Origin of the sequence: Nitrosospira multiformis ATCC 25196 (assembly GCF_000196355.1) — a bacterium.
Taxonomy (GTDB): domain Bacteria; phylum Pseudomonadota; class Gammaproteobacteria; order Burkholderiales; family Nitrosomonadaceae; genus Nitrosospira; species Nitrosospira multiformis.
Genome location: NC_007614.1, coordinates 508182 through 533498, shown reverse-complemented (window position 1 = coordinate 533498; position 25317 = coordinate 508182). Strand labels below are relative to the sequence as shown.

General features: G+C 54.5%; 20 protein-coding genes. 17 read left to right on the top strand and 3 right to left on the bottom strand.

What is annotated here, in order from left to right:
* Positions 1–23: 23 nt before the first annotated feature.
* The gene (dapB, locus tag NMUL_RS02490) at positions 24–833 is read right to left on the bottom strand and encodes a 4-hydroxy-tetrahydrodipicolinate reductase (protein ID WP_011379839.1); all 810 of its coding nucleotides are present in this window, start codon (positions 831–833) and stop codon (positions 24–26) included.
* Positions 834–874: 41 nt separating this feature from the next.
* The gene (locus tag NMUL_RS15165) at positions 875–1597 is read right to left on the bottom strand and encodes an outer membrane protein assembly factor BamE (RefSeq protein ID WP_238529852.1); all 723 of its coding nucleotides are present in this window, start codon (positions 1595–1597) and stop codon (positions 875–877) included.
* A gap of 52 nt (positions 1598–1649) precedes the next feature.
* On the opposite strand from NMUL_RS15165, the gene fur reads away from it, so the two are divergent.
* From fur to ilvC, 4 genes are all read left to right on the top strand, one after another.
* Positions 1650–2099, top strand: a complete 450-nt coding sequence (gene fur / locus NMUL_RS02480; RefSeq protein WP_011379837.1) for a ferric iron uptake transcriptional regulator — start codon at positions 1650–1652, stop codon at positions 2097–2099.
* Between the two features lie 266 nt (positions 2100–2365).
* Positions 2366–4123, top strand: coding sequence for an acetolactate synthase 3 catalytic subunit (locus tag NMUL_RS02475; protein ID WP_011379836.1), 1758 nt, complete (start codon positions 2366–2368; stop codon positions 4121–4123).
* An 8-nt stretch (positions 4124–4131) separates the two neighbouring features.
* Complete coding sequence (gene ilvN, locus NMUL_RS02470; RefSeq protein WP_011379835.1) at positions 4132–4623, top strand: acetolactate synthase small subunit; 492 nt, start codon at positions 4132–4134, stop codon at positions 4621–4623.
* A 90-nt stretch (positions 4624–4713) separates the two neighbouring features.
* On the top strand, positions 4714–5730 hold the full coding sequence (gene ilvC / locus NMUL_RS02465) for a ketol-acid reductoisomerase (RefSeq protein WP_011379834.1): 1017 nt from the start codon (positions 4714–4716) through the stop codon (positions 5728–5730).
* Between the two features lie 234 nt (positions 5731–5964).
* Here the strand turns inward: ilvC and NMUL_RS16255 are convergent, their stop codons facing one another.
* Positions 5965–6690 (bottom strand): PEP-CTERM sorting domain-containing protein, encoded by a 726-nt coding sequence (locus NMUL_RS16255; RefSeq protein WP_011379833.1) that lies wholly within the window; start codon positions 6688–6690, stop codon positions 5965–5967.
* 449 nt (positions 6691–7139) lie between these two features.
* Here NMUL_RS16255 and pssA point away from each other — a divergent pair, with 449 nt between their 5' ends.
* The 13 genes from pssA (at position 7140) to NMUL_RS02395 (ending at position 25311) form a co-directional block, all read left to right on the top strand.
* On the top strand, positions 7140–7916 hold the full coding sequence (gene pssA, locus NMUL_RS02455; protein WP_011379832.1) for a CDP-diacylglycerol--serine O-phosphatidyltransferase: 777 nt from the start codon (positions 7140–7142) through the stop codon (positions 7914–7916).
* A complete protein-coding gene (pgi, locus tag NMUL_RS02450; protein ID WP_011379831.1) occupies positions 7913–9553 on the top strand; it encodes a glucose-6-phosphate isomerase in 1641 nt (546 codons plus the stop codon). Before pssA ends, pgi begins: the two co-directional genes overlap by 4 nt.
* A 210-nt stretch (positions 9554–9763) precedes the next feature.
* Entirely contained in the window at positions 9764–11887 is a 2124-nt protein-coding gene (tkt, locus tag NMUL_RS02445; protein WP_011379830.1) for a transketolase, read from the top strand.
* 81 nt (positions 11888–11968) lie between these two features.
* Entirely contained in the window at positions 11969–13630 is a 1662-nt protein-coding gene (gene pgm / locus NMUL_RS02440; RefSeq protein WP_011379829.1) for a phosphoglucomutase (alpha-D-glucose-1,6-bisphosphate-dependent), read from the top strand.
* Between the two features lie 204 nt (positions 13631–13834).
* Positions 13835–15229, top strand: a complete 1395-nt coding sequence (gene zwf / locus NMUL_RS02435) for a glucose-6-phosphate dehydrogenase (RefSeq protein ID WP_011379828.1) — start codon at positions 13835–13837, stop codon at positions 15227–15229.
* A gap of 582 nt (positions 15230–15811) precedes the next feature.
* A complete protein-coding gene (locus NMUL_RS02430; protein WP_202944834.1) occupies positions 15812–16612 on the top strand; it encodes a carbonic anhydrase in 801 nt (266 codons plus the stop codon).
* 223 nt (positions 16613–16835) lie between these two features.
* Positions 16836–17321 carry a hypothetical protein gene (locus NMUL_RS02425; RefSeq protein WP_011379826.1) on the top strand — a complete coding sequence of 162 codons (486 nt, stop codon included), beginning with the start codon at positions 16836–16838 and terminating at the stop codon, positions 17319–17321.
* Positions 17322–17375: 54 nt separating this feature from the next.
* Complete coding sequence (locus NMUL_RS02420) at positions 17376–17774, top strand: hypothetical protein (RefSeq protein ID WP_041352342.1); 399 nt, start codon at positions 17376–17378, stop codon at positions 17772–17774.
* 505 nt (positions 17775–18279) lie between these two features.
* Positions 18280–19872 (top strand): hypothetical protein, encoded by a 1593-nt coding sequence (locus NMUL_RS02415; protein WP_011379824.1) that lies wholly within the window; start codon positions 18280–18282, stop codon positions 19870–19872.
* Between the two features lie 438 nt (positions 19873–20310).
* Positions 20311–21252: a carbonic anhydrase family protein gene (locus NMUL_RS02410; RefSeq protein WP_011379823.1), complete on the top strand. Its 942-nt coding sequence runs from the start codon at positions 20311–20313 to the stop codon at positions 21250–21252.
* 370 nt (positions 21253–21622) lie between these two features.
* A complete protein-coding gene (gene coxB, locus NMUL_RS02405; protein WP_011379822.1) occupies positions 21623–22684 on the top strand; it encodes a cytochrome c oxidase subunit II in 1062 nt (353 codons plus the stop codon).
* A gap of 9 nt (positions 22685–22693) precedes the next feature.
* On the top strand, positions 22694–24709 hold the full coding sequence (ctaD, locus tag NMUL_RS02400) for a cytochrome c oxidase subunit I (protein ID WP_011379821.1): 2016 nt from the start codon (positions 22694–22696) through the stop codon (positions 24707–24709).
* The gene (locus NMUL_RS02395) at positions 24706–25311 is read left to right on the top strand and encodes a cytochrome c oxidase subunit 3 (RefSeq protein WP_011379820.1); all 606 of its coding nucleotides are present in this window, start codon (positions 24706–24708) and stop codon (positions 25309–25311) included. The genes ctaD and NMUL_RS02395 overlap by 4 nt, the downstream gene beginning before the upstream one ends.
* The last annotated feature ends 6 nt before the right edge of the window (positions 25312–25317 follow it).

The following is a 25317-nucleotide window of genomic DNA, read 5'->3' as shown; positions in this document are numbered from 1 at the left end:
AATGCGAGCACCGAGGCCGCCGCTTACTGCCTGAGTCCCAAGACGTCCTGCATGTCGAACATGCCGTTCCGTTTATCCGCGAGAAAGCGGGCAGCTCTCAACGCACCCTCGGCAAATGTCGCGCGGCTGCTTGCCTTATGGGAAATTTCGATACGTTCGCCGGTTCCTGCGAACATGACGGTATGATCCCCTACGATATCCCCGCCGCGAACGGTAGCAAAGCCGATGGAACCTGCCTCCCGCTCACCCGTATGGCCCTCGCGACTGTAAACGGCGACCTCGGAAAGCTCTTTACCCAGCGCTTTTGCCACTACCTCGCCCATCAGCAGCGCAGTGCCGGAAGGAGCATCCACCTTGTGGCGATGATGGGCCTCGATAATTTCTATGTCATAATCCTCATTCAGGACCCTGGCCGCCGTCTCCAGCAGTTTCAGAGTGACATTCACGCCCACGCTCATATTAGGCGCCAGCACGATGGCAATGTCCCGTGAGGCGATCCAGAGCGCTTCTTTCTGCCGGGGCGAAAAGCCGGTTGTGCCGATTACCATTTTTATGTTTTTCTCACGGCACCGGTCAACGTGAACCAGCGTCCCGTCCGGGCGGGTAAAGTCTACCAGCACTTGGCTTCCATCAAGCGCCGTATCGACGTTATCGGTTATCCCAATACCGCAGGGCGACCCGATCAACTCTCCCGCGTCCTTTCCAAGGTAAGGACTCCCGCTCCGCTCGAGAGCGGCGCTCAAGCGCATGTCCGGAGCCCGTTCAACGGCCTCCAGTAAGGCGCGTCCCATGCGCCCGGAACTTCCAGCCACAGCAATATTCAATGTCGACATTCCTTGTCTGATAGTCTGATAAACTGACTTGCAAAATTGTCCTATTCCTTTGGCTGATCCGCATCCATGATTCCGGTATCCGTCGCCTGGGAGGGCACTTGCCTAGGCGCTGGTTTCTCGGGCAAAGGTGACTCTGGAACAGCACTCGAAGAAACTTCGCCCGAACCGGCTGAGAGAGACGCCTCCGGGGAAGGAGGGGGTGAGGCGGGCAATGCGGGCAATATGGGCACAGTATCCATTGTTTCAGTGCCGGCCGACAGGGGCGCCGAAGGAGGTGCTGAAAGAGGCCCGGAAAACGGCACCCCGGCGGGAACTTGCACCGGGACCGGAGTGACGCCCTTTTCCATGACTGCCTCGGACGACACGGTTGATTCAGGCGCAGCACCTGCCTCCGACACCTGAGGCTGAGACTGAAGAAAGGCAACGGGAGCAGTGAACGAACCGTCGATACGCACCAGATGATCGTCTTCAAAAAAGATCGTGAGCTTTCTCTGCTCGATCAGCTTTCCCCTCTGCTCAAACCGATACAGATAGTCCCAGCGATTTTCATGAAACGCATCGCTGATCATGGGCGAGCCCAACGCAAAGCGTACTTGCGAACGAGTCATGCCCGGCTTCAGCTTGTTCACCATTTCCTGGGTAATGACATTACCCTGCTGAATCTCTATCTTGTAGAGCAAGGAAGGAACCGATGAACACCCCGCGAGCAGCAAAACAGCCAACGTGATAATTCTTGCGCGCATCGCGGCGACGTAGGTTTCCAAAGCAAACTTAACGTTATATGATACAGCAAATAACTTGACGATTGGATGCACTATGAGTAATCCGAGCAATCTTAAGACCATGGGCTTGAAGGCTACGCTGCCGCGCCTTAGAATACTGAGTCTGTTCGAAAGCAGTCCTGTCCGGCATCTCTCTGCGGAGGATGTTTACAGAACGCTCATCAGCGAAGGCGATGATATCGGTCTGGCCACGGTCTACCGGGTACTGACCCAGTTTGAACAGGCCGGGTTGCTCGAGCGCCACCATTTTGAAGGCGGCAAGGCAGTGTTTGAGCTTGCCAGCGACGCCCATCATGACCATCTGGTCTGCCTGCAATGCGGCAGGGTGGAAGAATTTTATGACGCCGAAATCGAGAAGCGTCAGATTAAAATTGCCCGTGAACGCGGATTTGCCATACACGAGCACTCGCTTTCACTTTACGCGGATTGCATCAAGCCCTCATGTCCATATCGAAAAGGGGATGAAAAGGATAGTAAAAGTTAAGCTTTTCATCCCTTCATGGAGCGCAGAGTCAAGTATCGTGACATTTATGGCCCGGTACGGCGATTGTATGCGCATGTTCTTCAGAAGCAGGGTCTTGAGACCCGCCCTGCTCTGATTCATGGCTTCCTGATCTGTCATTCCTGAGCTGCTTGCGAATTACGCGGCGGATAAGGTTTTAGCGCATTTGAAATTGCCCCGTATACCTGTCTACCTGTCGATTCCATACTCGAACTGTTGACCAAAAGTCACCTAACCGTTACTGTTTAATGTTTAATCCAACATATATTGCCGATATTCAACATCTTGAAACGCAGGAAAGCATGAGCGCGGATTTGACGGGCGCCGAAATTACGGTGCGTTGCTTACAAGAGGAAGGGGTAGAACATATTTTCGGCTATCCCGGGGGCGCTGTGCTGTTCCTGTATGACGAATTGTTCAAGCAGGATAAGGTCAGGCATATCCTGGTGCGGCACGAACAGGCCGCGGTACATGCCGCGGACGGCTATGCCCGCTCCAGCAACAAGGTAGGGGTGGCACTGGTCACTTCCGGGCCGGGTGTGACCAACGCCGTGACCGGCATCGCCACTGCCTATATGGATTCGATTCCCCTCGTCATCATCAGCGGGCAGGTCCCCACCCATGCCATCGGCTTGGACGCGTTCCAGGAAGTCGATACCGTAGGCATCACGCGTCCCTGCGTGAAGCATAATTTTCTGGTGAAGGATATCGCAGAGCTTGCCGTCACCATCAAGAAAGCGTTCTATATCGCTTCGACAGGGCGTCCCGGTCCGGTGCTGGTCGACATCCCGAAGGACGTGAGTCAGCAGAAAACAAAATTCGTTTATCCCGAGCGTGTCACAATGCGCTCCTATAATCCGAACATCCGGGGGCACGCCGGCCAGATCAAAAAAGCCGTTCAACTGATCCTGGAAGCCAGGCGTCCGATGATCTACACCGGCGGGGGAGTCATCCTCAGCGACGCCGCTACCCGGTTGACGGAACTCGTCCGCCTGCTGCGCTTTCCCTGCACCAACACGTTGATGGGCCTGGGGGGTTATCCGGCAACGGACCCCCAGTTTGTGGGCATGCTGGGCATGCATGGCACTTACGAGGCCAACATGGCGATGCAGCATTGCGACGTGCTGGTGGCTGTAGGTGCCCGTTTCGATGATCGTGTCATCGGCAATCCGAAGCATTTCTATAATCCGGACCGGAAGATCATTCACATCGATATCGATCCTTCCTCCATTTCGAAGCGTGTCAAGGTGGACGTTCCTATCGTCGGCAATGTCCCCGATGTGCTGGATGAACTCATAAAACTGCTTGAACTGCGCAAGGAAAAACCCGATCAGACCGCTCTTGACGCCTGGTGGAGCCAGATCGATTCATGGCGGGAGCGCGACTGTCTCAGGTATGACCGCACAAGCGCGATCATCAAGCCGCAGAGGGTGGTGGAAACGCTCTACAAGGTAACGAATGGCGATGCCTTCATTACCTCGGATGTCGGTCAGCACCAGATGTGGGCAGCGCAATTTTACAAATTCGACCTGCCGCGGCGATGGATCAATTCCGGAGGGCTTGGAACGATGGGTTTCGGCCTGCCTTCGGCGATGGGTGTCCAGATGGCTAATCCAGGTGCGAACGTGGCCTGCATTACCGGCGAAGCCAGCATCCAGATGTGCATCCAGGAGCTGTCGACCTGCAAGCAATATCACCTTCCGCTCAAGATCATCAACCTGAATAACCGCTATATGGGAATGGTGCGGCAGTGGCAGGAATTCTTCCATGGCAACCGCTATGCGGAGTCCTACATGGACGCGCTGCCCGATTTCGTGAAGCTGGCGGAGAGTTATGGCCATGTCGGCATGCGGATCGAACAGCCCGGCGATGTCGAAGCCGCCTTGCAGGAAGCATTCAAGCTCAAGGACAGGCTCGTGTTCATGGATTTCGTCACCGACCAGACCGAAAACGTATTCCCGATGGTGCCGGGCGGCAAGGGTCTGTCTGAAATGATTCTGGTATAAAAACAAATATGCGGCATATCATTTCACTTTTGATGGAAAACGAAGCAGGTGCCCTGTCTCGCGTCGCCGGCCTGTTTTCCTCACGTGGCTACAATATCGAATCGCTTACGGTCGCCGCTACTGAAGATTCCACCCTGTCTCGCATGACGCTGGTCACTACCGGGTCGGATGACGTGATCGAGCAGATCACGAAGCAACTGAACAAGCTCATTGAAGTGGTCAAGGTGGTTGACTTGAGTGAGGGCAATCACATCGAGCGCGAACTGATGCTGATCAAGGTACGGGCGGTTGACCAGGATCGCGAAGAGATAAAGCGCATGGCCGATATTTTTCGCGGGCGCATCATCGATGTCACCGACAAATCGTACACGATCGAATTGACGGGTACCGGTTCCAAGCTCGATGCATTCATCCAAGCCATGAATCACACGACCATTCTGGAAACGGTACGCACCGGTGCATCCGGCATCGGTCGCGGCGAACGGATATTGAAGGTTTAACGAAATCCAGCAACAGTTGCGCCGGGAAGAGCCGAGCCTTGCGGGCTTGGCGTTTAACGGCGCTTTTCTATTTTGAACATAAAGGAAATCATGAACGTTTATTACGATAAAGACGCCGACTTGTCGCTCATTCGGGACAAGAAAGTCACCATTGTCGGCTACGGGTCGCAAGGTCACGCCCACGCCAACAATCTGAGCGATTCCGGCGTGGCGGTAACAGTTGGCCTGCGCAAGGAAGGTGCTTCCTGGGGCAAGGCGGAAAAGGCCGGGCTTACCGTCAAAGAGGTGGCTGAATCGGTAAAGGATGCAGACGTCGTGATGGTCCTGCTGCCCGATGAGCAGATTGCTGATGTATATGCGACTGAAATCGAACCCAACCTCAAGAAAGGTGCTACTCTTGCCTTTGCCCATGGCTTCAATATTCATTATGGCCAAGTAGCGCCCAGGGAAGATCTGGACGTCATCATGATCGCTCCCAAGGGGCCGGGACACCTGGTACGCTCCACCTACCTCCAGGGCGGGGGTGTGCCTTCACTTATTGCAGTGCACCAGGACAAGTCCGGCAGGGCACGTGACCTGGCGCTCTCCTATGCGGCTGCCAACGGCGGCACCCGTGGCGGAGTGATCGAAACCAATTTCCGCGAGGAAACCGAAACCGATCTTTTCGGCGAACAGGTCGTGCTGTGCGGTGGTCTGACCGCCTTGATTCAGGCCGGCTTTGAAACCCTGGTGGAAGCCGGCTACGCCCCGGAGATGGCCTATTTCGAATGTCTGCACGAAGTCAAGCTGATCGTCGACCTGATCTATGAAGGCGGCATCGCCAACATGCGCTACTCCATTTCCAACAACGCCGAGTATGGGGATATTTCGCGCGGTCCCCGTGTGATCACCGACGCCACCCGTGCCGAAATGCGCAAGATTCTCCGCCAGATTCAGACAGGGGAATATGCCCGCGAATTCATCCTTGAAAATCGCGCCGGCGCACCCATGCTCAAAGCCAGCCGCCGTCTCGCATCCGAGCACCAGATCGAACAGGTGGGCGCCAAACTGCGCGATATGATGCCCTGGATCAAAAAGAACAAGCTGGTCGATCAGGCGAAAAATTAGGAAGCCATTGGGAGGGGTATTAATGCTGTTGTTCCGCTGCCCCTCATTCCATAAGAGATGATACCGTTCTCTCCCAGAAGTGGAAATAGATTGAATACCTATGGGAGTGTCGCGTATTGACGGGCAAAAACGTCTCCCTCTTCCTCATCGCGGGAATTTTGAAAAAGGGTTTCAAATGACTTGACATGCAAACCCCACGTCCAAGCGTGGGTTTGCATGCGGAACCGAATGCGCCTATGAACCCATCCCAGCTTTCCTGGGGCGCGCCATAAAAACCACCATGCCCAGACCGACTAGAAACATGGCGTAGGTTCCCGGTTCTGGAATGGGAGAAACGGTATAGCCAAAAAACGAAGTTGTTGCGCCGTCGGTCCCAGCCCTATTATCCCCGAAAGTATAGGTGAACGAGACATCAAAACGTTTTGCCTCGTTTGGTGCAAATGAACCTAATGAAAAAACAGGGATAAGATCCGTTGTATTACCGGTTTCGGGCGGCCGGCCTACTCCACTCTGACAACTGGGCGAGCCGGAGAAACATGGCTCCGTCAACGGGAGTTGCCGGCTTCCGCTCAAATCCGCAAGTTCCCCCATGGCTACGGTGTCCGCAACCGGACTTGTTAATTTAACAGTCAGGCTGGTTCCAGTATCGTTGAAATTGCTGGTGTACCACCCGTTCAGGTCATTGCGCCATTCCATGGGCAAGTAAGTCTCGCCGACCTTCTGCCATGCGAAAGGAATCGTGAAGTTCAATTCTGGCAGGGAATTCGCGGTGGTGTTTTGGACCAAAAGATTTTCGACCGTGTAGACGTTCCCATTGGTATGGGCTGCGGTTAATGAGTCGCCGCCCCAGGTAGAAGAGGGATCATCCCGAAAAGTATATGCAGCCGCGGGAACGGTAAAAGCAAGGGATGTGGCTATTATTGCCAGGCTGGATAACCGTCTCAAAAGCTTGGGATTCATATTCAGTTCCTAATCTTTGTTATTCCTATACCCACTTCAAGCAAAATAGACCTCCAGCCAGGGCTGGACAATAGTCCAGACGGACTACTGAATACGCATTGTTGAAGTAGCGCTTCATTCCGGCACGGGTGTTTTAACTTGCACTGGTTTGGAACGCTGGCAGAAATCAAAGCAATCGTCGAGGACTGGTGGGGGTACAACGAGAGCGCTTCACTCGACTCTCAATGATCTGATACCGGCTGAATTTGCAAACAGGGCGAGCGTTCCAAGACCTGTTTCGATTTAACAGCGCCGAAACTGACTCTCGGAATGGCCCTGAAAACCCGACGGATCATTCCCGTCAAGGACCGGCATTTTGCCGGTCATATTTCTGAGGCCAACCTGGTGGTGTTTACCCCGGCCTGATAACCGTTTAACATGCATCCATCTTCCTTCGGGATTGCATCAAGATGCAGGAATCTCAGTCGCGCCCTGTTTTCGAAGCCAAGCTGCGCCGGCGGGGCATTTATCTGCTGCCTAATCTCTTCACCACCGGTGCCCTGTTTGCGGGGTTCTATGCCATTGTCCAGGCAATGAATGGGCGCTTCGAGCACTCCGCCGTGGCGATTTTTATCGCAATGGTATTGGATGGGCTCGATGGGCGCGTCGCCCGCCTCACCCACACGCAAAGCGAATTTGGCGCGGAATACGACAGTCTTTCCGATATGGTTTCGTTTGGCGCCGCACCTGCGCTCGTAATATACGAATGGGCCCTGAAAGGGATGGGCAAATGGGGCTGGATCGCTGCTTTTATCTATTGCGTCTGCGCTGCCCTGCGCCTCGCCCGTTTCAATACGAATATTGGAGTTGTGGACAAGCGCTATTTTCAGGGCCTGCCCAGTCCCGCAGCGGCTGCCCTCATTGCCGGGCTTATATGGCTCATGCTGGATTTTGACATAGCGGGCACAGATGTACGGTGGCTGGCCTGGTGCATTACCCTGTTCGCAGGCCTGACTATGGTGAGCGATATTCCCTACTACAGCGGCAAGGAAATCAATCTGCACAAGTCGGTACCCTTCATCACTGCCCTGTTGTTGGCGCTGTTCTTTTTTGCATTGATTCCGAGTCATCCACCGGTCGTGCTGTTCAGCCTGTTTTTTCTGTACGCCTTGTCGGGTTATGCCATGTGGACCTGGCGGCGGCTGGCCAAAAGAAAACGAAAGATGGTCGAGGGGCAACAAGCATGACGAAACCCATGATCACGCCCCTGACGCAAAGGCCTGCCTGGAAGGCACTGGAAGCGCACTACCAGACGATCAAAGGCATGCATTTGCGTCAGCTCTTCGCTGACGATCCGAAGCGGGGTGAGCGATTTACGGCCGAGGCCGTCGGCCTGTACCTGGATTATTCGAAAAATCGCATCACTGATGAAACGCTTCATCTACTGGTGCAGCTTGCCGAAGAATGCGGCCTGCGCGAGCGCATTGAAGCCATGTTCAGGGGTGACGCCATCAATGTGACAGAACAGCGTGCTGTACTCCACATCGCCTTGCGCGCGCCTCGTAATGAAAAAATCCTCGTCGACGGAAATGACGTTGTGCCCGGGGTGCATGCCGTGCTCGACCGTATGGCGGATTTCTCCGACAAGATACGCAGCGGGGACTGGCAGGGGCATACTGGCAAGCGAATTCGCAATATCATCAATATCGGTATCGGCGGCTCCGATCTGGGCCCGGTGATGGCGTATGAAGCGCTGCGCCACTACAGTCTGCACAATCTCAGCTTTCGTTTCATCTCCAATGTTGATGGCACGGATTTCGTGGAGGCTACACGAGGTCTTGATCCCGAAGAAACCCTGTTCATTATCTGCTCCAAGACATTCACGACAACGGAAACGCTGGCCAATGCCCACACCGCCCGGCGGTGGATGCTGCGACAGATAAAGGACCTGGAGGGGGTGCGCAAGCACTTCGTCGCTGTTTCCACCAATGCGGAGGAAGTAGCCAGATTCGGCATCGATACCGCCAACATGTTCGAATTCTGGGACTGGGTAGGTGGACGCTATTCCATGGACTCCGCGATCGGACTCTCAACCATGATTGCCGTCGGCCCAGAGAATTTCCGTGAGATGCTTGCCGGCTTCCATGCAATGGACCAGCACTTCTATTCCGCTCCGTTCGACAGGAATCTTCCTGTCCTGATGGGATTGCTGTCGCTCTGGTATAACAATTTCTTTGGCGCGCAGACACTCGCCGTACTGCCCTACGAGCAATATTTGAAGCGCTTTCCGGCTTACCTCCAGCAACTGACAATGGAGAGCAATGGAAAGCACATTACACTGAATGGCTCCCAGGTTGACTACCAGACCTCACCTATCGTGTGGGGAGAACCCGGCACCAACGGACAACATTCGTTTTACCAGCTCATCCATCAGGGAACCCGATTGATTCCCTGTGATTTTATCGGCTTCTGCCAAACCCTGAACCCCTTGGGCGATCACCATGACCTCCTCATGGCGAATCTGTTTGCCCAGACCGAGGCGCTTGCTTTCGGAAAAACGGAAGATGAAGTCAAAGCTGAAGGTGTCCCGGACTGGCTTTGCCCGCATCGCAGTTTTGAGGGGAATCGCCCCACCAATACGATACTTGCCGAGCGCCTCACACCCCACACCCTCGGTGCCCTTGTCGCTCTTTATGAGCAGAGTGTTTTTACACAGGGGACAATCTGGCAGATCGATTCGTTCGATCAATGGGGCGTCGAACTCGGCAAAGTGCTGGCACACCGCATCGGGCAGGAACTGGAGGATGAAAACGGCAAGTCCCTGAAACATGATAGCTCCACCAACGCCCTGATACAGCGGTACAACAGGCTGAAACAAAAATAGCTGTGAACATTGGCTCCTGTCAGGAGTCGAAAAGTATGGTTTTCTACAACTTCCCCTGGGCGCCGGCTCCGCTGCGACGGGTGGGGAAATCCGTAATATTTGTACTTTATATATTGACGGAAGACGAAAAGCGCATTGCTCACAGCCCCATGGAATCCCATTAACGGGTTTCTGTAATTCGCGTAAGGTCGCTTTTACGGGAGCACTCTCATGAGCGAACAGACCGATCTGGACCAAACCTGTATCAACACGCTTCGCAGCCTCTCCATCGACCAGGTGGAAAAAGCCCACTCCGGTCACCCCGGTACCCCGATGGGTGCAGCTCCTACAGCCTTTTGTCTCTGGCAGCGCTTTCTGCGTTACGATCCGGATAATCCGGACTGGCCCAATCGCGACCGTTTCGTACTTTCTGCCGGTCACGCTTCAGCGCTGCTCTACAGTCTCCTCCATCTGACAGGAATAAAGGGAACCAGTCCCTCTTACGAGGGTGAAGACCGGTTGGCCGTAACGATGGAGGACCTCAAGACGTTTCGCCAGGCAGGCAGCCGTTGCACCGGCCATCCGGAATATGGATGGACTTCGGGAGTGGAAACGACGACGGGACCGCTGGGCCAGGGTGTGGGAGACAGCGTCGGCATGGCGATCGCCGGGCAATGGCTTGCGGCCACTTACAACCGGCCCGGTTTCGAATTGTTCAACCACAACGTTTATGCCTTGTGCAGTGACGGCGACATGATGGAAGGTGTCAGCAGCGAGGCGGCATCCCTGGCCGGGCATCTCAAGCTTGGAAACCTGTGCTGGATATATGACGATAACCGCATCACAATCGAAGGATCGACCGATCTCACCTTCACGGAAGATGTAGCCGCACGGTTTTCCGCATACGGGTGGAGTGTCGCCCACGTGGATGATGCAAACGGATTATCGCTCCTGACGGAAGCTTACGAGACGTTCCTGCACACCGATAATCGTCCCACGCTGATTATCGTGCATAGCCATATCGGTTATGGGGCGCCGCACAAGCATGACTCGCGGGAAGCGCACGGTGAACCGCTGGGCCCTGAAGAATCTCGCCTCGCCAAGGAATTCTACGGGTGCGACCCCGACAAGCAGTTTTATGTACCGGATGGAGTCCGGGAATACTTTCAGACAGGGTTCGGTGAGCGCGGCAGAGCTGCACACGCAGGCTGGCGCGTACAGTATGATGCCTACCGGAAGCAATATCCGGACCTGGCGGAGCAGATCGACCGCATGCAACAACGCGGCTTGCCGGCAGGCTGGGATAGCGAATTACCGATCTTCCCTGCGGATGAGAAGGGCATGGCCACCAGGGAGTCATCCGGCAAGGTACTGAATGCCATTGCAGGGAAAATTGCCTGGTTGCTGGGCGGAGCCGCCGATCTCGCGCCTTCCACAAAAACAGAACTGAAAGGGGATTTCTACGGACAGTTTCAGCCGCCTGACCAGTACGAAAACGCAAAGGGCAACTACCGCGGACGCAATTTTCACTTCGGCTTGCGTGAGCATGCCATGTGCGCCATTGCCAACGGAATGAGTCTATCGAAATTGCGTCCCTATGCGGCAAGCTTCCTCGTATTCAGCGACTACGGGCGAGCCGCGCTCCGGCTGAGCGCAATGATGGAGATTCCCATCATCTACATCTGGACCCACGATTCCATCAGCCTGGGAGAGGACGGTCCCACGCATCAGCCCATAGCGCATCTGGCTTCCCTGCGCGCCATCCCCGGTCTGATTGTTCTGCGGCCGGCGGATGCGAATGAAGTGGTGGAAGCATGGCGGCTCATCATGCAACTCACTGACCGGCCCGTTTGCCTGATATTGACGCGGCAAGCAGTGCCGACTCTCGACCGGACCCGTTATGCGGCCGCGAACGGCCTGGCGCGCGGCGCCTACGTATTGGCCGACGCCGAAGACGGGAGGCCGGCCGTGCTGCTGCTGGCGACTGGAAGCGAGGTCGCGCTTTGTGTGGCTGCCCACGAACAGCTCAAGAAAGAAGGAATATCATCACGCGTGGTGAGCATGCCATCATGGGAAGTTTTCGAACATCAAGGCCAGGAATATCGGGACGAAATTTTGCCCCCGGGAATATTGGCGCGTGTGGCGGTCGAGGAGGCATCGAGCTTCGGATGGGAGCGCTATACAGGTGCAGGCGGCTGCATCATTGCCATGCATTGCTTCGGTCTATCGGCGCCGGCAAAAGTTGTTGCGCGACGCTTCGGATTCGAACCCGGACACATAGCCGCAGCCGCCAAGGAGCAGATTGCCCGGCACAATACGAAGAGTACGAAAAGCGAGAGCGAAAAAGCCCGCTGAGCTTCGCATGCTCGCGCTCCCGCCGGAGCTCGCTGCCAGTGGCCAACTGGATGAGAAAAGTCTGCTGCTTAAAAAAACAACATGAAAATAAATCCTAACGCCGGAAACCCCGCCCAACCCGAGATGCTGGTGAATGTGCCCCGGCTTGTCACCGCCTATTATACCCGTATCCCCGACTCGAACCTGCCTGGGGAGCGGGTTGTGTTCGGGACTTCGGGGCATCGTGGTTCGTCATTGGAGGGCAGTTTCAATGAATGGCACATTCTCGCCATTACGCAAGCGATCTGCCAATACCGCAAACAACACGATATCGACGGTCCCCTGTTCCTCGGAATCGATACTCATGCATTGTCGGAACCCGCCTATGCAAGCGCTCTGGAAGTGCTGGCTGCCAATGACGTGGAAGTCATGCTTGCCGCGAACGACGAGTATACCCCCACTCCGGCAGTTTCCCATGCCATACTGACTTACAACGAGGGCCGCACGCACGGGCTGGCAGATGGGATTGTCATCACACCTTCCCACAACCCTCCTGAGAGCGGGGGCTTCAAATACAATCCGCCACATGGGGGACCGGCTGGAGTCGAGGTCACCTCCTGGATCGAATCCAGATCCAACACCTTCCTCGAAAGGAATTTGTCAGATGTAAAGAGAATGTCTTTCGAGAAGGCGTTGCATGCGGATACCACCCACCGGCACGACTTCCTCAACAGTTACGTTGCCGATCTGCAGAACGTTGTGGATACGAAAGTCATATCTGATTCGAAGATCCACATGGGTGTTGACCCGCTCGGCGGCGCGGGCGTTCACTACTGGAGCGCAATCGCGGAGCGCTACAAGCTGAACATGACCGTGGTCAACAATCAGGTAGATCCGACTTTCCGTTTTATGACACTGGATTGGGACGGCAAAATTCGCATGGATCCGTCTTCCCGGTATGCGATGCGCGGCATGCTGAATATGAAAGACCGCTTCGACATTGCTTTCGCATGTGATACCGATCATGACCGGCATGGAATCGTTACCCGGAGCAGCGGTTTACTTCCTGCGGATCATTATCTTTCTGTTGCTGTCCACTACCTCTTCCAGTCCCGCCATGAGTGGGCTTCGAATACCGCAGTCGGCAAAACAGTGGTAAGCAGCCAGATGATTGACCGCGTGACTGCCGCGCTCGATCGCAGGCTCTATGAAGTACCGGTCGGCTTCAAGTGGTTTGTGGAGGGTTTGGGCAACAGGTCACTTGGTTTTTGCGGAGAAGAAAGTGCCGGAGCCTCGTTCCTGCGCATCAATGGCAAGACCTGGACAACCGATAAGGATGGCATCGCGGCAGCACTGCTCTCCGGTGAAATACTGGCGCGTACGGAGCGCGATCCAGGCGAGATATACAGCGGTTTTGAACGCGAATACGGGCGATCCGAGTTCCAGCGTATCGACGCTCCGGCCACCCCCGAGCAGAAGAAAACTTTGAGCAAGCTGTCGCCGGATCAGATAAGGCATACTGAAATAGCAGGCGAGGCAATTCGTACTATTCTCACTCGCGCGTCCGGCAACAATGCTTCCATCGGTGGTATCAAGGTCATCGCCGATAACGGATGGTTTGCGGCGCGCCCTTCCGGCACGGAAGATATCTACAAAATTTATGCTGAAAGCTTTTTGGGAAAAGATCACCTGCGCTGCATTGTGGCGGAAGCTCAAACAATCGTCGAGGACGCATTCGCAGGGCCCCGCACGGGCGGCCCCTGAATAAGTCTTGTTTGATGCTCCGTCTTTTTCTTTTGGGAGGTAGAACGATCACCTCCTCGAATTTCTGGCGACCATGCAGGGTATCCCCTGCCGAAAGTCGTTCAGCAAGTTAGAGTTTTTATACCGGCATTCCCGCTGTAGCCGGTCAATCGACAGCTCCTGAACAGGTTTCGTCTTTTACTGCAGGAAGGGAGGAGTGACGAAATGCGAAAAACCAATGACTACACCAAGCCATCCGATGCACTGGTGCTGTTTGGGATAACGGGTGACCTCGCTTATAAAAAGATCTTTCCGGCGCTGTACGCGATGATCAAAAAGGGCATGCTCGATGTGCCGCTGGTCGGTGTCGCCTCGACACCCTGGAGTCTCGATCAACTCAAGGAACGGGCGACCCAGTCCATCAGCGACTCCGGAAAGATTGATGACAAACGGGCGCTGGATCACCTCCTTTCCCTGCTGCGATATGTGCGTGGAGACTACAACAACCTCGATACGTTCAAGGCACTCAAACAGGCTCTGGGAGATGCACGTCATCCCGTGCACTATCTCGCCATCCCCCCTCTTCTTTTCGAGAATGTCATAAGAGGTCTTGGTGCGCTCGATCTGGCCGCAGGCGCGCGCGTCATTGTGGAAAAACCTTTTGGACGGGATCTTGAGTCAGCACGTGAACTGAACCGTATTGCACGCTCCGTGTTCCCCGAGGAAGCGATATTCCGTATCGACCATTTTCTCGGAAAAGAGGCGATCATGAATATTCTTTATTTCAGATTCGCCAATTCATTTCTGGAACCGATATGGAATCGTAATTATGTAGCCAGCGTGCAGATCACATTGGCTGAGGAATTCGGGGTTGAAGAACGAGGCGCATTTTACGAATCCGCCGGCTGCCTGCGCGACGTGATCCAGAATCATCTTTTCCAGATTGTTGCGCTGCTGGCCATGGAACCTCCCGCTTATCGCGGTCTCGGAACGGTCCAAAGCGAAAAAATCAACATATTTCACGCCATGCGCCCCCTTGTACCCGAGGACCTGGTGCGGGGACAATATGTGGGCTACCGTCAGGAACCGGGTGTGGCGGAGGACTCCGATGTCGAGACATTCTGCGCCCTGCGGCTTTTCATCGACTCCTGGCGCTGGGAAGGGGTCCCCTGGTATCTGCGTTCCGGCAAGTGTCTGGCCAAGACTGCTGCGGAGGTCCTTGTCCAGCTGAAGCCGCCGCCGCAAAAGCTTTTTGCCGATTCGGCAAGCGCCGCATGTGATGCCAATTATCTCAGGTTCCGCCTTTCTCCCGTCTCAGCGGTTGCCATTGCAGCGAGAGTCAAGCATCCCGGAAAAGAGTTCAAAGGCGATCAGCAGGAGTTGTGCCTGGTCGAGGAGCACTTCGGGCGCGAATCGCCTTATGAACGTCTCCTGCATGATGCAATGATTGGTGACGACACCCTGTTTACCAAGAGGGAAGCGGTGGAGGCATCCTGGACAGCACTCGATCCTGTGCTCAAGACATATCCTCACGTTCTGCCCTACGAGCGCGGCAGTTGGGGCCCCGCCGCAGCCGACGCGCTGATCGAGGCGGATGGCTGCTGGCACAATCCGGGATAGGCGTCCCTAGCCTGTCAATACTTGTTTCGACGGTGTGAAACGAGTATTGACGGGCCCTGTTGATCCGACCATAAAATCCCATGAATTTCGTATTTCAGGCTTGATCCGGAATCCAGCCCGAACCCATGATGCTGTACTTTGAACGTCATGGGATACAGGTCTCCCACGGTATGACGTTTGTACTGTTTGCTCCCCGAATTAATAGTTTGGCTCCGATTTCTCCATCTCCCGTTCACCCAAACCCCTGATCTCCGTTCGCTCTGAGAGTGCCGAAGGGCGGCAAGGGATTCCTGGCGTTTCCCCACCCCCGATCCTCATGAAAAATGCATTTTACATATCCGGTCATCCTTTTCAGAACCTTCCTGCCCTTGTGATGTTAAAAGCTCCTGACAAAATCCTGACAATTCAGGGACATTAAGTTCACAACTGCTGTGCTAGTTTAAAGTGGCAACAACATCTTATTCATTATTCATAACCCGGCGCGCACCTAATGCGCGTCATAATTCTGGAGACTTGATGAATATGTCACTGTTACGCTTATCGCGTCAAACCGCACTCTTTTCAGCCCTTCTGGTGTTTGGAATGTCAACGTCACACGCGGAAGTCACTCCATCGGCACAGGCGGCGATGAAGTCGCAAAGCCCCATCGACTTTCGCTCGGATAGCACCTATTTCGGTCGTCTGCCGGCGCTCAACTTCAACCTGAGTTCCGACACGTCACTTGATGTCATCAACAACGGTTCCCCCGACCCAGAAAAAACCGCAGTACGAGGTAATGTCAATCCTGGTGCAGGTTCTCTCACGCTTTCCGGCCATGACTGGGAGCTTGCCCAGTTTCACTTTCATACCCCTTCCGAGCATTTGTTGAATGGCGTGGCATTTCCAATGGAAATGCATCTCGTCTTCAGCGACAGCAATAAGGATCTTCTCGTGGTTGGCCGCTGGGTTCAGGCAGGCGCATTCAACAGCGACCTCGATCCGATTTTCTCCCAGATTCCGCAGAACACTTCCGAGACACTCCATATCGACCACTTCAACCTCAATACACTCATTCCCTCCAACCTGGAATCCTTCCGCTATTCGGGTTCGCTCACCACACCGCCGTTTTCTGAAGGTGTCAACTGGGTGATGTTATCGCAGCCGCTATTCATGTCCTCGGAGCAAATCAATGCGTTCAGCTCGCTGTTTCCCGAAGGGGATGCACGCGGAATCCAGGATCTCAACGGACGCATCGTCCTCACGGATGTGCCTGGATTCGTCACCGCCGTTCCCGAACCTGAAACTTACGCGATGATGCTGGCAGGATTATGCCTCATGGCATTTGTTGCCAGGGGTAAAAGCAGGCCGTTAACCAGTGATGTACCCGCCGGTTCTGTTGCATGAGGCAGGCTGTATCGTGTTCGGATCCGTGTAACCTTCACTTTTGAAAATCGTGAAGCAACGTGGATGAGTACCTAAGGTAGGTACTCATCCACTTCAAACAGTCTTGTTTGCCCCCTTCCCCCCGGAGTTTTGAGGATTTCGACAAATCCGCAAAATCTGCCTTGACCGCGCACCCTCAAGCGCGCACCATGCGCTCTATCCCTCATTCGAACGAAGGCAGGCCATGAAACGTCCACGGATACTGACAATGCGGAAGATGCAGACTGCATTATTTGCCGGCATCATGATTTCGGGTGCTGCAGGAATGTCGCACGCGCAATCGGATCTGCCAGATCGCGCAAACAGATGGGTACAGGATATATTTGTCGATACGAACCAGCGGAATCAATCGCTGGAAAAGGATGCGCTGGGTTGGGAGCTTCCCCCGGGGACCCATGAAGAAAAGGGAAACAGGACTGAAAAGGGAGAGAGTGATAAAGCTGCTGTGCCCCAGCAAACAGATCAGGCAACAGACCGGGCAAATGCTCCCGGGGGATGGGAGGCGCCTGCGCAGGGTTCCGAGTCGGGCTCCGGTTCATGCAAGTATGCGTCGCCCGAGCAGGAGGATTTTCTCTGCAAAATGGTGCGTATCCTATATGGACCTGATACGCCCCGTGGACCCAATCGAGAGATGGACGAGAATATTTCCGTGGGCGGCGCGGGAGGCTGATTCCGTTTTAAGCAGCAGATGGCGCCTGCTCCAACCAAGGAGGGGTTGAGCTTGATGAGCATTTTCCGTTCCATCCTCTTCGGTGGGTTGCTGTTTTTTTCGGCCGCTGTCCTGTCCCCTCCTATCGCTGCCGATATGCCCGGGGATGAACGCCCCTCTCCATCCGCTTTCCAGACACTGATTGCATCTCATCAGAACGCTGTGCAGGTCGACTGTCAGGAAGCGACCTCTGGAAATGCCGTCTCTCCGAATGGGAAAGCGGCAGCCGGGCACGAGAATGCGCCAGAAGAGGGACAGGCCGCAGAAAAAAGTACCGCTCCCTGTCCGCAGGATATCGAGCCTCGGAAAGACCTCCTGCATAGAATTCTCCGCTTCTTTGTGGCGCCTGCCCCCAGTCCTCCAAACCCGGACGTAGATACCAATATTTCAGCGGGGGGTGCGGGCGGCGGTTGAGAGGCCGGAATCGGGCCCGAACGCCTGTTTTCTACTGTTGACGGGTGCGGAGCGAGGACTCATTCCCGCTTTTGGCTTTTGGGATGCTCCCCCTCATTCCCCAGCGTCTGGTTTCGCGTCGTTACGTCCCATCCCCCCTCAGAATCCGGCAGCTCGCCCTTCTGTTTTCCCCGCCAGAGCCTTCAGCTGTTCGCTCATTTCCAACGAAACGGATCAGTTTACCCCAGGATTCGTTGCAATTTTCCAATGTAATTCTTTACCCCAAGAGACCCGACTTTTCCAAAAATACCTTGTCATAGACGTTTTGCATACGGATTCCGCCGTGTATATACTGTATTTCATTTTGCTTATTCTCCTGCTTTTTCGTAGGAAATTCACTATTTCTTCACTTTTGAATGACATTTTCTTGACATATGCCATGTTATTTTTCCCCCCTAACCTCAGCCTTTACCACTTTTGAATGTGGGTAATTAAGCACTTGGCATAACCAGAAAGGGAGCGTCAAATGAAATATAAACCTTCGCTTGTGTTGTTATCGGGTTGCCTGCTTGCAGCTCCGCTGTATGCCGAAGAAAAACCAGCGTCTTCAGAGCCCGATACCGCAGCGTCTTACGTCATCGACCTCTATGTCGATACCAAAACAAAACAGATTTATGCCGAGCCTGGAGAAGGACGTGTCCGCATGGGGTCCTTTGAAAAAGTTCCGGAGAAGCCGGCAAAACCTGTGGCCACCTCGAGCCAGGATGGGGTCGTTGCTGACGGCAAGGCAAAGGGCGAGGGGGGCGTGCTGGTGCGCGACGTCCCGAAATCCGTGGAAAAATCCCAGGAAAAATCACAGGGAGGATATGGATACGCGAACTGGAAAGAGAAGGACCCGTTCAAGTTCAACCTGAATCCGGATGGAAGCCAATACATCAAATTCGGCTTCCTGAATCAGGTATGGGCGCGGTATGAACAAACCAACCCCGGCTCCACTGTGCTGGGTGAGTCAGTGGACGATGTCACTGACATCAGCCTGCGCCGTACGCGTTTTGTATTACAGGGGCAATTGACTGACCGGGTATATTTTTATACCCAGTACGGGATGAACAATTTTAATTTCCTGAGTCAGAACGCCGATAACAGAAAACTTCAATCCTTCTTTCACGATGCCTTTGGAGAATTACGGCTGACCCAGGGACATCAGATGATCGTGGGGGGCGGCCTTGTCATGGCCAATGGTCTTTCCCGCTTCAGCAGCCCCAGCGTGAGCACGATCATGACGATGGATGTGCCACTGGTGGCTCAGGCAACTGCTGATCGTACTGACCAATTCAACCGTAAGCTGAGCGTCTACCTCAGAGGGCAGATTGGTCCCCTCAATTATCGCTTTACGGCAAGTGACCCGTTCCCCATCAATACTGCCGGGCTTCCTCCTGAAATCATTTCCCCGGTAAATGCCCAATTTGCTCGAACCGGCCACAGGAAACAATACCAGGGGTTTTTCATGTGGAATTTCTGGGATAAGGAGCCGATGACCAATCCATACATGCAGGGTACCTACCTGGGCAAGAAAAGCATCCTGAACCTGGAAGGAGGTTTCATTACCCAAAAAAATGCGACCTGGACCGGCCTTACGGAGGCAGCAGCCCAGTTTCACGATATGAATTTGTGGTCGGTTGCAGCTTATCTGGATGCCCCGGTAGACAAGGTGAAGGAAACTGCTATTTCCGCTTATATCGGTTACTTCAATACCGATTATGGCCCCAACTATCTGCGCATGAACGGCAACGGGGTGAACCCGGCCAGTACCGGCGGCAATGCCTTTCCCATGTTTGGCACAGGCAATCAATGGTACGGGCAGATAGGATATCTGCTGCCCAAGGATCTGCTCGGCGGAAACAATGGCCAGTTGATGCCTTACTTCTCTTTCATCAGCGCGGATTTTGACCGTCTGCATGATCAGATGAATGTATTCAATGGCGGGATAAACTGGCTGATCAAGGGACATAACAGCAAGCTGACTTTCGATATCCAGAACCGGCCCATATTCAACTCAGCCGGATACAAAATTTCAAACAGGAATCAATTCGTCCTGCAGTATCAGATTGCCTTCTGACAGTCTCGTCCGTTATGAGTCCCTCCATGCAAGTGGAGGGACTCATAACGGACGAGTCGAACGTGAAGAAGTGTATCAACTTCCATTTGAACAAGAGTCTGCAATAGAAGGCTGACCGAAAGTCTGACAAAGCAGGCCATTCGGCCCTGTACGGTTCGTAACATCACCGGCTGCATGAAAAGGGCCCTTCCGTCACCATCCGGGTGTCGTTCTTCGCAAGGTTTCGAGTCCACAGCAGGTTTCGTGCGTGGAGCGGCTGCCGGCTTCGGTGGCTCATAACAACAGCGACTGGCCAAGCACCAGCTCATCTTCCCCGTCTGTTCCAACCGGCTGCTCTCCCGTCTGACGAGCGCTGGAACCGATCATTCGGAATTTCTCAAGCTTTTAGAATTTTCATCCTATAAACCCTATGAACATCTATTTTCGCGAGGTCATTTTATGAATGAAACATCTCGATCCCTGAGGGTGGCCGTCCTTGCCGCGGTCCTTTTCTTGCTGGGCTTCAATACCGCATATGCGAGTACGCTGGCGAGCAATCTGGAATTGATGGAAGCACAAAGTCCGATCGATATTCGCTCGAATAGCACCTATTACGGAAATTTGCCCAAGTTGAACTTCAACCTCAATTCCGATACCGCGCTTACCGTGATCAATAACGGCTCCCCTGATCACGAAAGTACTATCAGGGCTAATGTCAGTCCCGGCGGAGGAACCTTGATGTTGTCAGGACATCAATGGAACCTTGCTCAATTCCACTTTCACACCCCCTCGGAACATTTGATAAACGGTCGAGCCAGTCCCATGGAAATGCACCTCGTCTTCAGCGATGCTGCGAACAATCTACTCGTGGTCGGCCGGGATATCGAGCAAGGTCTCTTCAAGAACCAGGCACTCGCTCCCATTTTCTCCGATTTGCCGAAAACTACTGAGGAAACACTGAATATCGAGCACTTCAACCTGAACAATCTTCTGCCGGATTATCTCGGTTCTTTCCGCTACTCCGGTTCTCTGACGACGCCGCCTTTTACAGAAGGAGTAAGCTGGGTTGAACTGGCTTCTCCGCTATATCTATCCGGGAGCCAGATCAATGCCTTCAAGTCCCTGTTTCCGGAAGGCAATTCGCGCGAGATTCAGGATTTGAACGGTCGCATCGTGCTTACCGACGTGCCGGGCTTCGTCAGCATCCATGATGACTCCGATCCCAATCTCCTGGGCACACTGATCCCTGGCCTGGAAGCAAGCGTTTCTGTCACGGCCGACTTATCCAAACTCGCGACGAGCGTTCCCGAACCGTCATCCTATGGCATGCTCCTCGCCGGGCTCGCGGTAATCAGTTTTATTGGCCTCAAGCGTGGGTCAAGACTCGCTGGAGCAACCTGAATCGCATTTCAGGTCCCGTGTTTCCGGTCGGTTCCGGCAATGTAGCGCCTGTTTTCCGGCCTCCCTCCAAACCGCAAACTGGAAGAGCATTAGGGACCATCCCCCTGAACAGGAGTGCTGACCTGTTCAGGGGTCTTTTGAAACTCTACGTACGCTAGCGCACAGAAGCATGGAGGGAGCAGCGTAGAATCTTTGAAAACACTGCGATATCGTCGGTCCCTGAATGCTGGAAAGTGTATCCTGACCGCACGCCAGCACAGGTTAACGGACCTCGATATTCTCTTGCAGTCCGTTCGGCCTTTGGTCACTCCGTCGCAGTCGGAATCGCGCTTATCGCTGCATCTCTGCGTACACTGGAGTTGGTTAAGCCATGAAAGCTTCCAAGTCAGGTTTCGATTCCAGGCCGGCAATAAAAAACCTACGTTTCCGGATAACGCTTCTGGCGCCATCCATGGTCGCTGCAAGACCATCCGAAGCAGCAGACACGCTCAGCACCCCTTTAAACTATTTCCTGCACAGCTACGGCCCTGCCGCCACGCCCGTAATGCATCTGGGGTGGCTGATGACGGCTTTGCTCTCCGCCATTACCCTTATCGTCATACTGCTACTGGTAATCGCCATAGTTCGCAAGCGCAGCTCTGCCGACTCCGGCATGATCGGGGCCGAGAGCGGAGGACTCAAATGGGTTTATATCGGTACAGGGATTTCCACCTTCATATTGGCGGGGCTCACCGTTCATTTCCTGACCGTGCTCAATGCGGTTGCCAAGCCCACCGAAACTCCAGTCCTCACCCTGACCGTAACGGGTTACGACTGGTGGTGGAACATTGAATACGAGCATGGCGATCCGGCGAAACGTTTTGTGACCGCCAATGAAATTCATATACCTGTAGGCAGACCGGTGCTGCTCAAGTTGAAAAGCGCGGACGTCATTCATGCGTTCTGGGTACCTGTACTCGCCGGAAAAACTCAAATGATTCCGGGCCTGGTCAATCAGAAGTGGATTCAGGCAGACGTCCCCGGCATTTATGCCGGTCAATGCGCACAATTTTGTGGAGCGGCCCACGCCCATATGAATCTGGAAGTGATTGCAGAAAGCGATCGGGATTTCGAGAAATGGCAAGAGGCCCAGCGCCGCACGGCTTTCCCAGTGTCAGAACACAATGAGCATGGATACAAGCTGTTCATGGATCGCTGCGGGGGATGCCACGCGGTGCGTGGAACGGAAGCGGAAGGCCTGCACGGTCCTGATCTCACGCATCTGAACTCGCGCGGTCGCATTGCTGCCGGACTGTTGACCAATACACCGGATCACCTGATGGAGTGGATTACCCGCGCACAATACTTCAAGCCGGGAGCACGCATGCCAAGTATTGCATTATCGGACAGTGAAGCTTCAGCACTGGCCTCCTATCTTTCGACACTGGACTAGAACTAGAGTATGGCTGCTATCGACGCCACCCGGCATCGCATCGACCCCCCTCTCGAACGGATCCCGGAAGTGGGACGTATTCCCGCGGGGTCCCCAATCGAAGCGCGTCTGGAGAAGATCTGGGAGACGGCGCCAGGTTGGCGCGGATGGCTCTCCACAGTAGACCATAAAACGATCGGAGTACGATATCTCGTCACGGCCTTTCTTTTCCTCGTGATCGGCGGAATCGAAGCGCTGTTCCTGCGCATCCAGCTTGCCGGGCCGGATATGGCGTTTCTGACACCGGAGCAATACAACCAGCTTTTCACGATGCATGGCGTGACCATGATTTTCCTCTATGCATTGCCGGTTCTGTCCGGTTTCTCCAACTACCTCTGGCCGCTTTTGCTCGGTTCCAGGGATATGGCCTTTCCGCGCCTCAATGCACTCTCCTACTGGATTTTTCTGTTCGCCGGCCTCTTCATGTACATCAGCTTCCCTCTGGGGCAGGCGCCGAATGCGGGCTGGTTCAATTATGTGCCTTTCTCGGGCCCGGTATACAACACCGGACCCAATATCGACGTCTTTGCGCTCGGCATGGTGTTGCTCGGAATTTCCACAACGGTAGGGTCGGTTAATTTCGTGGTTACGCTGTTCAGGATGCGGGCGCCGGGCATGACCATAAACCGCGTTCCCATCCTGGTGTGGGGAACGCTCACCGCGTCCGTGGCCAACCTGTTCGCAATCCCCGCCGTCAGCCTCGCGTTCTTTCTGTTGTGGCTTGATCGCCAGATAGGCGCGCATTTTTTTGATGTCGCAAATAACGGTCAGCCATTGCTTTGGCAGCACTTGTTCTGGATTTTCGGCCATCCCTGGGTCTATGTCGTCGTGCTTCCGGCAATGGGCATCGTTTCCGATGCCCTGCCTACATTCTGTCGCCGGCCGCTCGTGGGTTACACGGCAGTGGCGCTAGCTACCATGGCAACCATGCTGCTCGGTTTCGGGGTGTGGGTCCATCATATGTTCGCCACCGGTCTGCCGACAGTGGCTCTGTCGATTTTCGGCGCCGCCAGCATGGTCATCTCCATTCCCAGCGCGGTCGCCGTCTTCGCCTGGATTGCGACCATCTGGCTGGGAAAACCCGTATTCAAGACCCCTTTTCTGTTTTTTGCCGGTTTCGTCGCGCTGTTCATCATCGGCGGCATGTCGGGAGTAATGACAGCCGCGGTGCCGCTCGACTGGCAGCTTAACGAAACCTACTTCATCGTGGCGCACCTGCATTATGTCCTGCTTGGGATCAACGTGTTTCCGGTGGTAGGAGCGATCTATTACTGGTTTCCCAAATTCACCGGGCGCATGATGAGTGAAAAACTGGGCAAGTGGAGTTTCTGGACCATGTTTATCGGATTCAACGCCGGATTCTTTCCAATGCATATCGCTGGACTGCTCGGGATGCCGCGCCGCATTTATACCTATCCTTCCCGCATGGGATGGGACGAAGTCAACCTGATTACGACTGTCGGATCCTTCATATTCGCCGTTGGCGTGCTGATCTTCCTCGTCAATGTCGTCCTCAGCCTGAAACGTGGAACCCGGGCGGGCGCCAATCCGTGGGATGCGCCGACCCTGGAATGGGCAGTATCTTCCCCGCCGCCCGCTTATAACTTTGCGACTATTCCTACGATCGCCAGCCGGCACCCGTTATGGGAGGGGCGGATCGAAGGAGAAAAAGAACATACCCGGACTAGATTGGAAGAAGGTTACCTGCTGATGCGGGGCCGGGAAACACTCGGCACCTCGCCCATCGATGCAAAGCCGGTTGTCATCCTCAAAATGCCGGAGGATTCCTATACCCCTTTCCTTGTCGGTTTGTTCGTCTCGTTGCTATTCGTCGGCCTGTTGCTGCATTCATGGACATTCACTGCATTGATGGCGGCCTTAAGCTGTGCCGCGTTGAGTGTCTGGATGTGGCCGCGCAGGAACCTGGGTCAGCGTACTGCCAGGCACGACCCAGCCTCTGCCCGAAGAGGAGGAAAAGGCCCGTGAGCGGGACTGCCCCCGTTGTCACCCCTTTGCCGGTGGGAAGCGCTGGTAAGCTCTCCGGCGGATGGTGGGGAGTGATCGCGCTCATCGTGACCGAGGCTTCCCTGTTCGGATACCTGCTGTTCACCTACTTCTACCTCGCGGCACAAACAGGACAGGACTGGCCCCCGACCGGATTGCCGGGCCTGCTCATTCCAGGCATCAATACCATCATCCTGCTTGCCAGCAGCGCTGCTTTCTGGGCGGGAGAACGGCGCATCCGGCAAGGTGGAGTACGATCCAGCATTTTCGGATTTATCGCCGCGATTGCTTTGGGTAGCGCCTTTGTCGCGATACAGCTTCTGGAGTGGAAAAACAAGACATTCAGCATCAACTCCGACCTGTACGGATCACTCTACTTTACGATCACCGGCTTTCACTTGTGCCATGTGATTATCGGGCTGGGAGTGCTTTTGCTCCTGCTCGCCTGGACCATGATGGGTTATTTTGACCACAAGCGCCATGTTGCAATCACCATCGGCGGGGTTTACTGGCATTTTGTCGATGTCGTCTGGCTGTTCGTTTTCTCCGCCTTGTATTTGTCCCCTTATCTCCAGCGCGGATGATCTTCA

Excerpts from the sequence above, each read along its gene's own strand:
- dapB (WP_011379839.1), bottom strand. The coding sequence starts at position 833 with ATGTCGACATTGAATATTGCTGTGGCTGGAAGTTCCGGGCGCATGGGA.
- fur (WP_011379837.1), top strand. The coding sequence starts at position 1,650 with ATGAGTAATCCGAGCAATCTTAAGACCATGGGCTTGAAGGCTACGCTG.
- NMUL_RS02475 (WP_011379836.1), top strand. The coding sequence starts at position 2,366 with ATGTTTAATCCAACATATATTGCCGATATTCAACATCTTGAAACGCAG.
- ilvN (WP_011379835.1), top strand. The coding sequence starts at position 4,132 with ATGCGGCATATCATTTCACTTTTGATGGAAAACGAAGCAGGTGCCCTG.
- ilvC (WP_011379834.1), top strand. The coding sequence starts at position 4,714 with ATGAACGTTTATTACGATAAAGACGCCGACTTGTCGCTCATTCGGGAC.
- NMUL_RS16255 (WP_011379833.1), bottom strand. The coding sequence starts at position 6,690 with ATGAATCCCAAGCTTTTGAGACGGTTATCCAGCCTGGCAATAATAGCC.
- pssA (WP_011379832.1), top strand. The coding sequence starts at position 7,140 with ATGCAGGAATCTCAGTCGCGCCCTGTTTTCGAAGCCAAGCTGCGCCGG.
- pgi (WP_011379831.1), top strand. The coding sequence starts at position 7,913 with ATGACGAAACCCATGATCACGCCCCTGACGCAAAGGCCTGCCTGGAAG.
- tkt (WP_011379830.1), top strand. The coding sequence starts at position 9,764 with ATGAGCGAACAGACCGATCTGGACCAAACCTGTATCAACACGCTTCGC.
- pgm (WP_011379829.1), top strand. The coding sequence starts at position 11,969 with ATGAAAATAAATCCTAACGCCGGAAACCCCGCCCAACCCGAGATGCTG.
- zwf (WP_011379828.1), top strand. The coding sequence starts at position 13,835 with ATGCGAAAAACCAATGACTACACCAAGCCATCCGATGCACTGGTGCTG.
- NMUL_RS02430 (WP_202944834.1), top strand. The coding sequence starts at position 15,812 with ATGTCAACGTCACACGCGGAAGTCACTCCATCGGCACAGGCGGCGATG.
- NMUL_RS02425 (WP_011379826.1), top strand. The coding sequence starts at position 16,836 with ATGAAACGTCCACGGATACTGACAATGCGGAAGATGCAGACTGCATTA.
- NMUL_RS02420 (WP_041352342.1), top strand. The coding sequence starts at position 17,376 with ATGAGCATTTTCCGTTCCATCCTCTTCGGTGGGTTGCTGTTTTTTTCG.
- NMUL_RS02415 (WP_011379824.1), top strand. The coding sequence starts at position 18,280 with ATGAAATATAAACCTTCGCTTGTGTTGTTATCGGGTTGCCTGCTTGCA.
- NMUL_RS02410 (WP_011379823.1), top strand. The coding sequence starts at position 20,311 with ATGAATGAAACATCTCGATCCCTGAGGGTGGCCGTCCTTGCCGCGGTC.
- coxB (WP_011379822.1), top strand. The coding sequence starts at position 21,623 with ATGAAAGCTTCCAAGTCAGGTTTCGATTCCAGGCCGGCAATAAAAAAC.
- ctaD (WP_011379821.1), top strand. The coding sequence starts at position 22,694 with ATGGCTGCTATCGACGCCACCCGGCATCGCATCGACCCCCCTCTCGAA.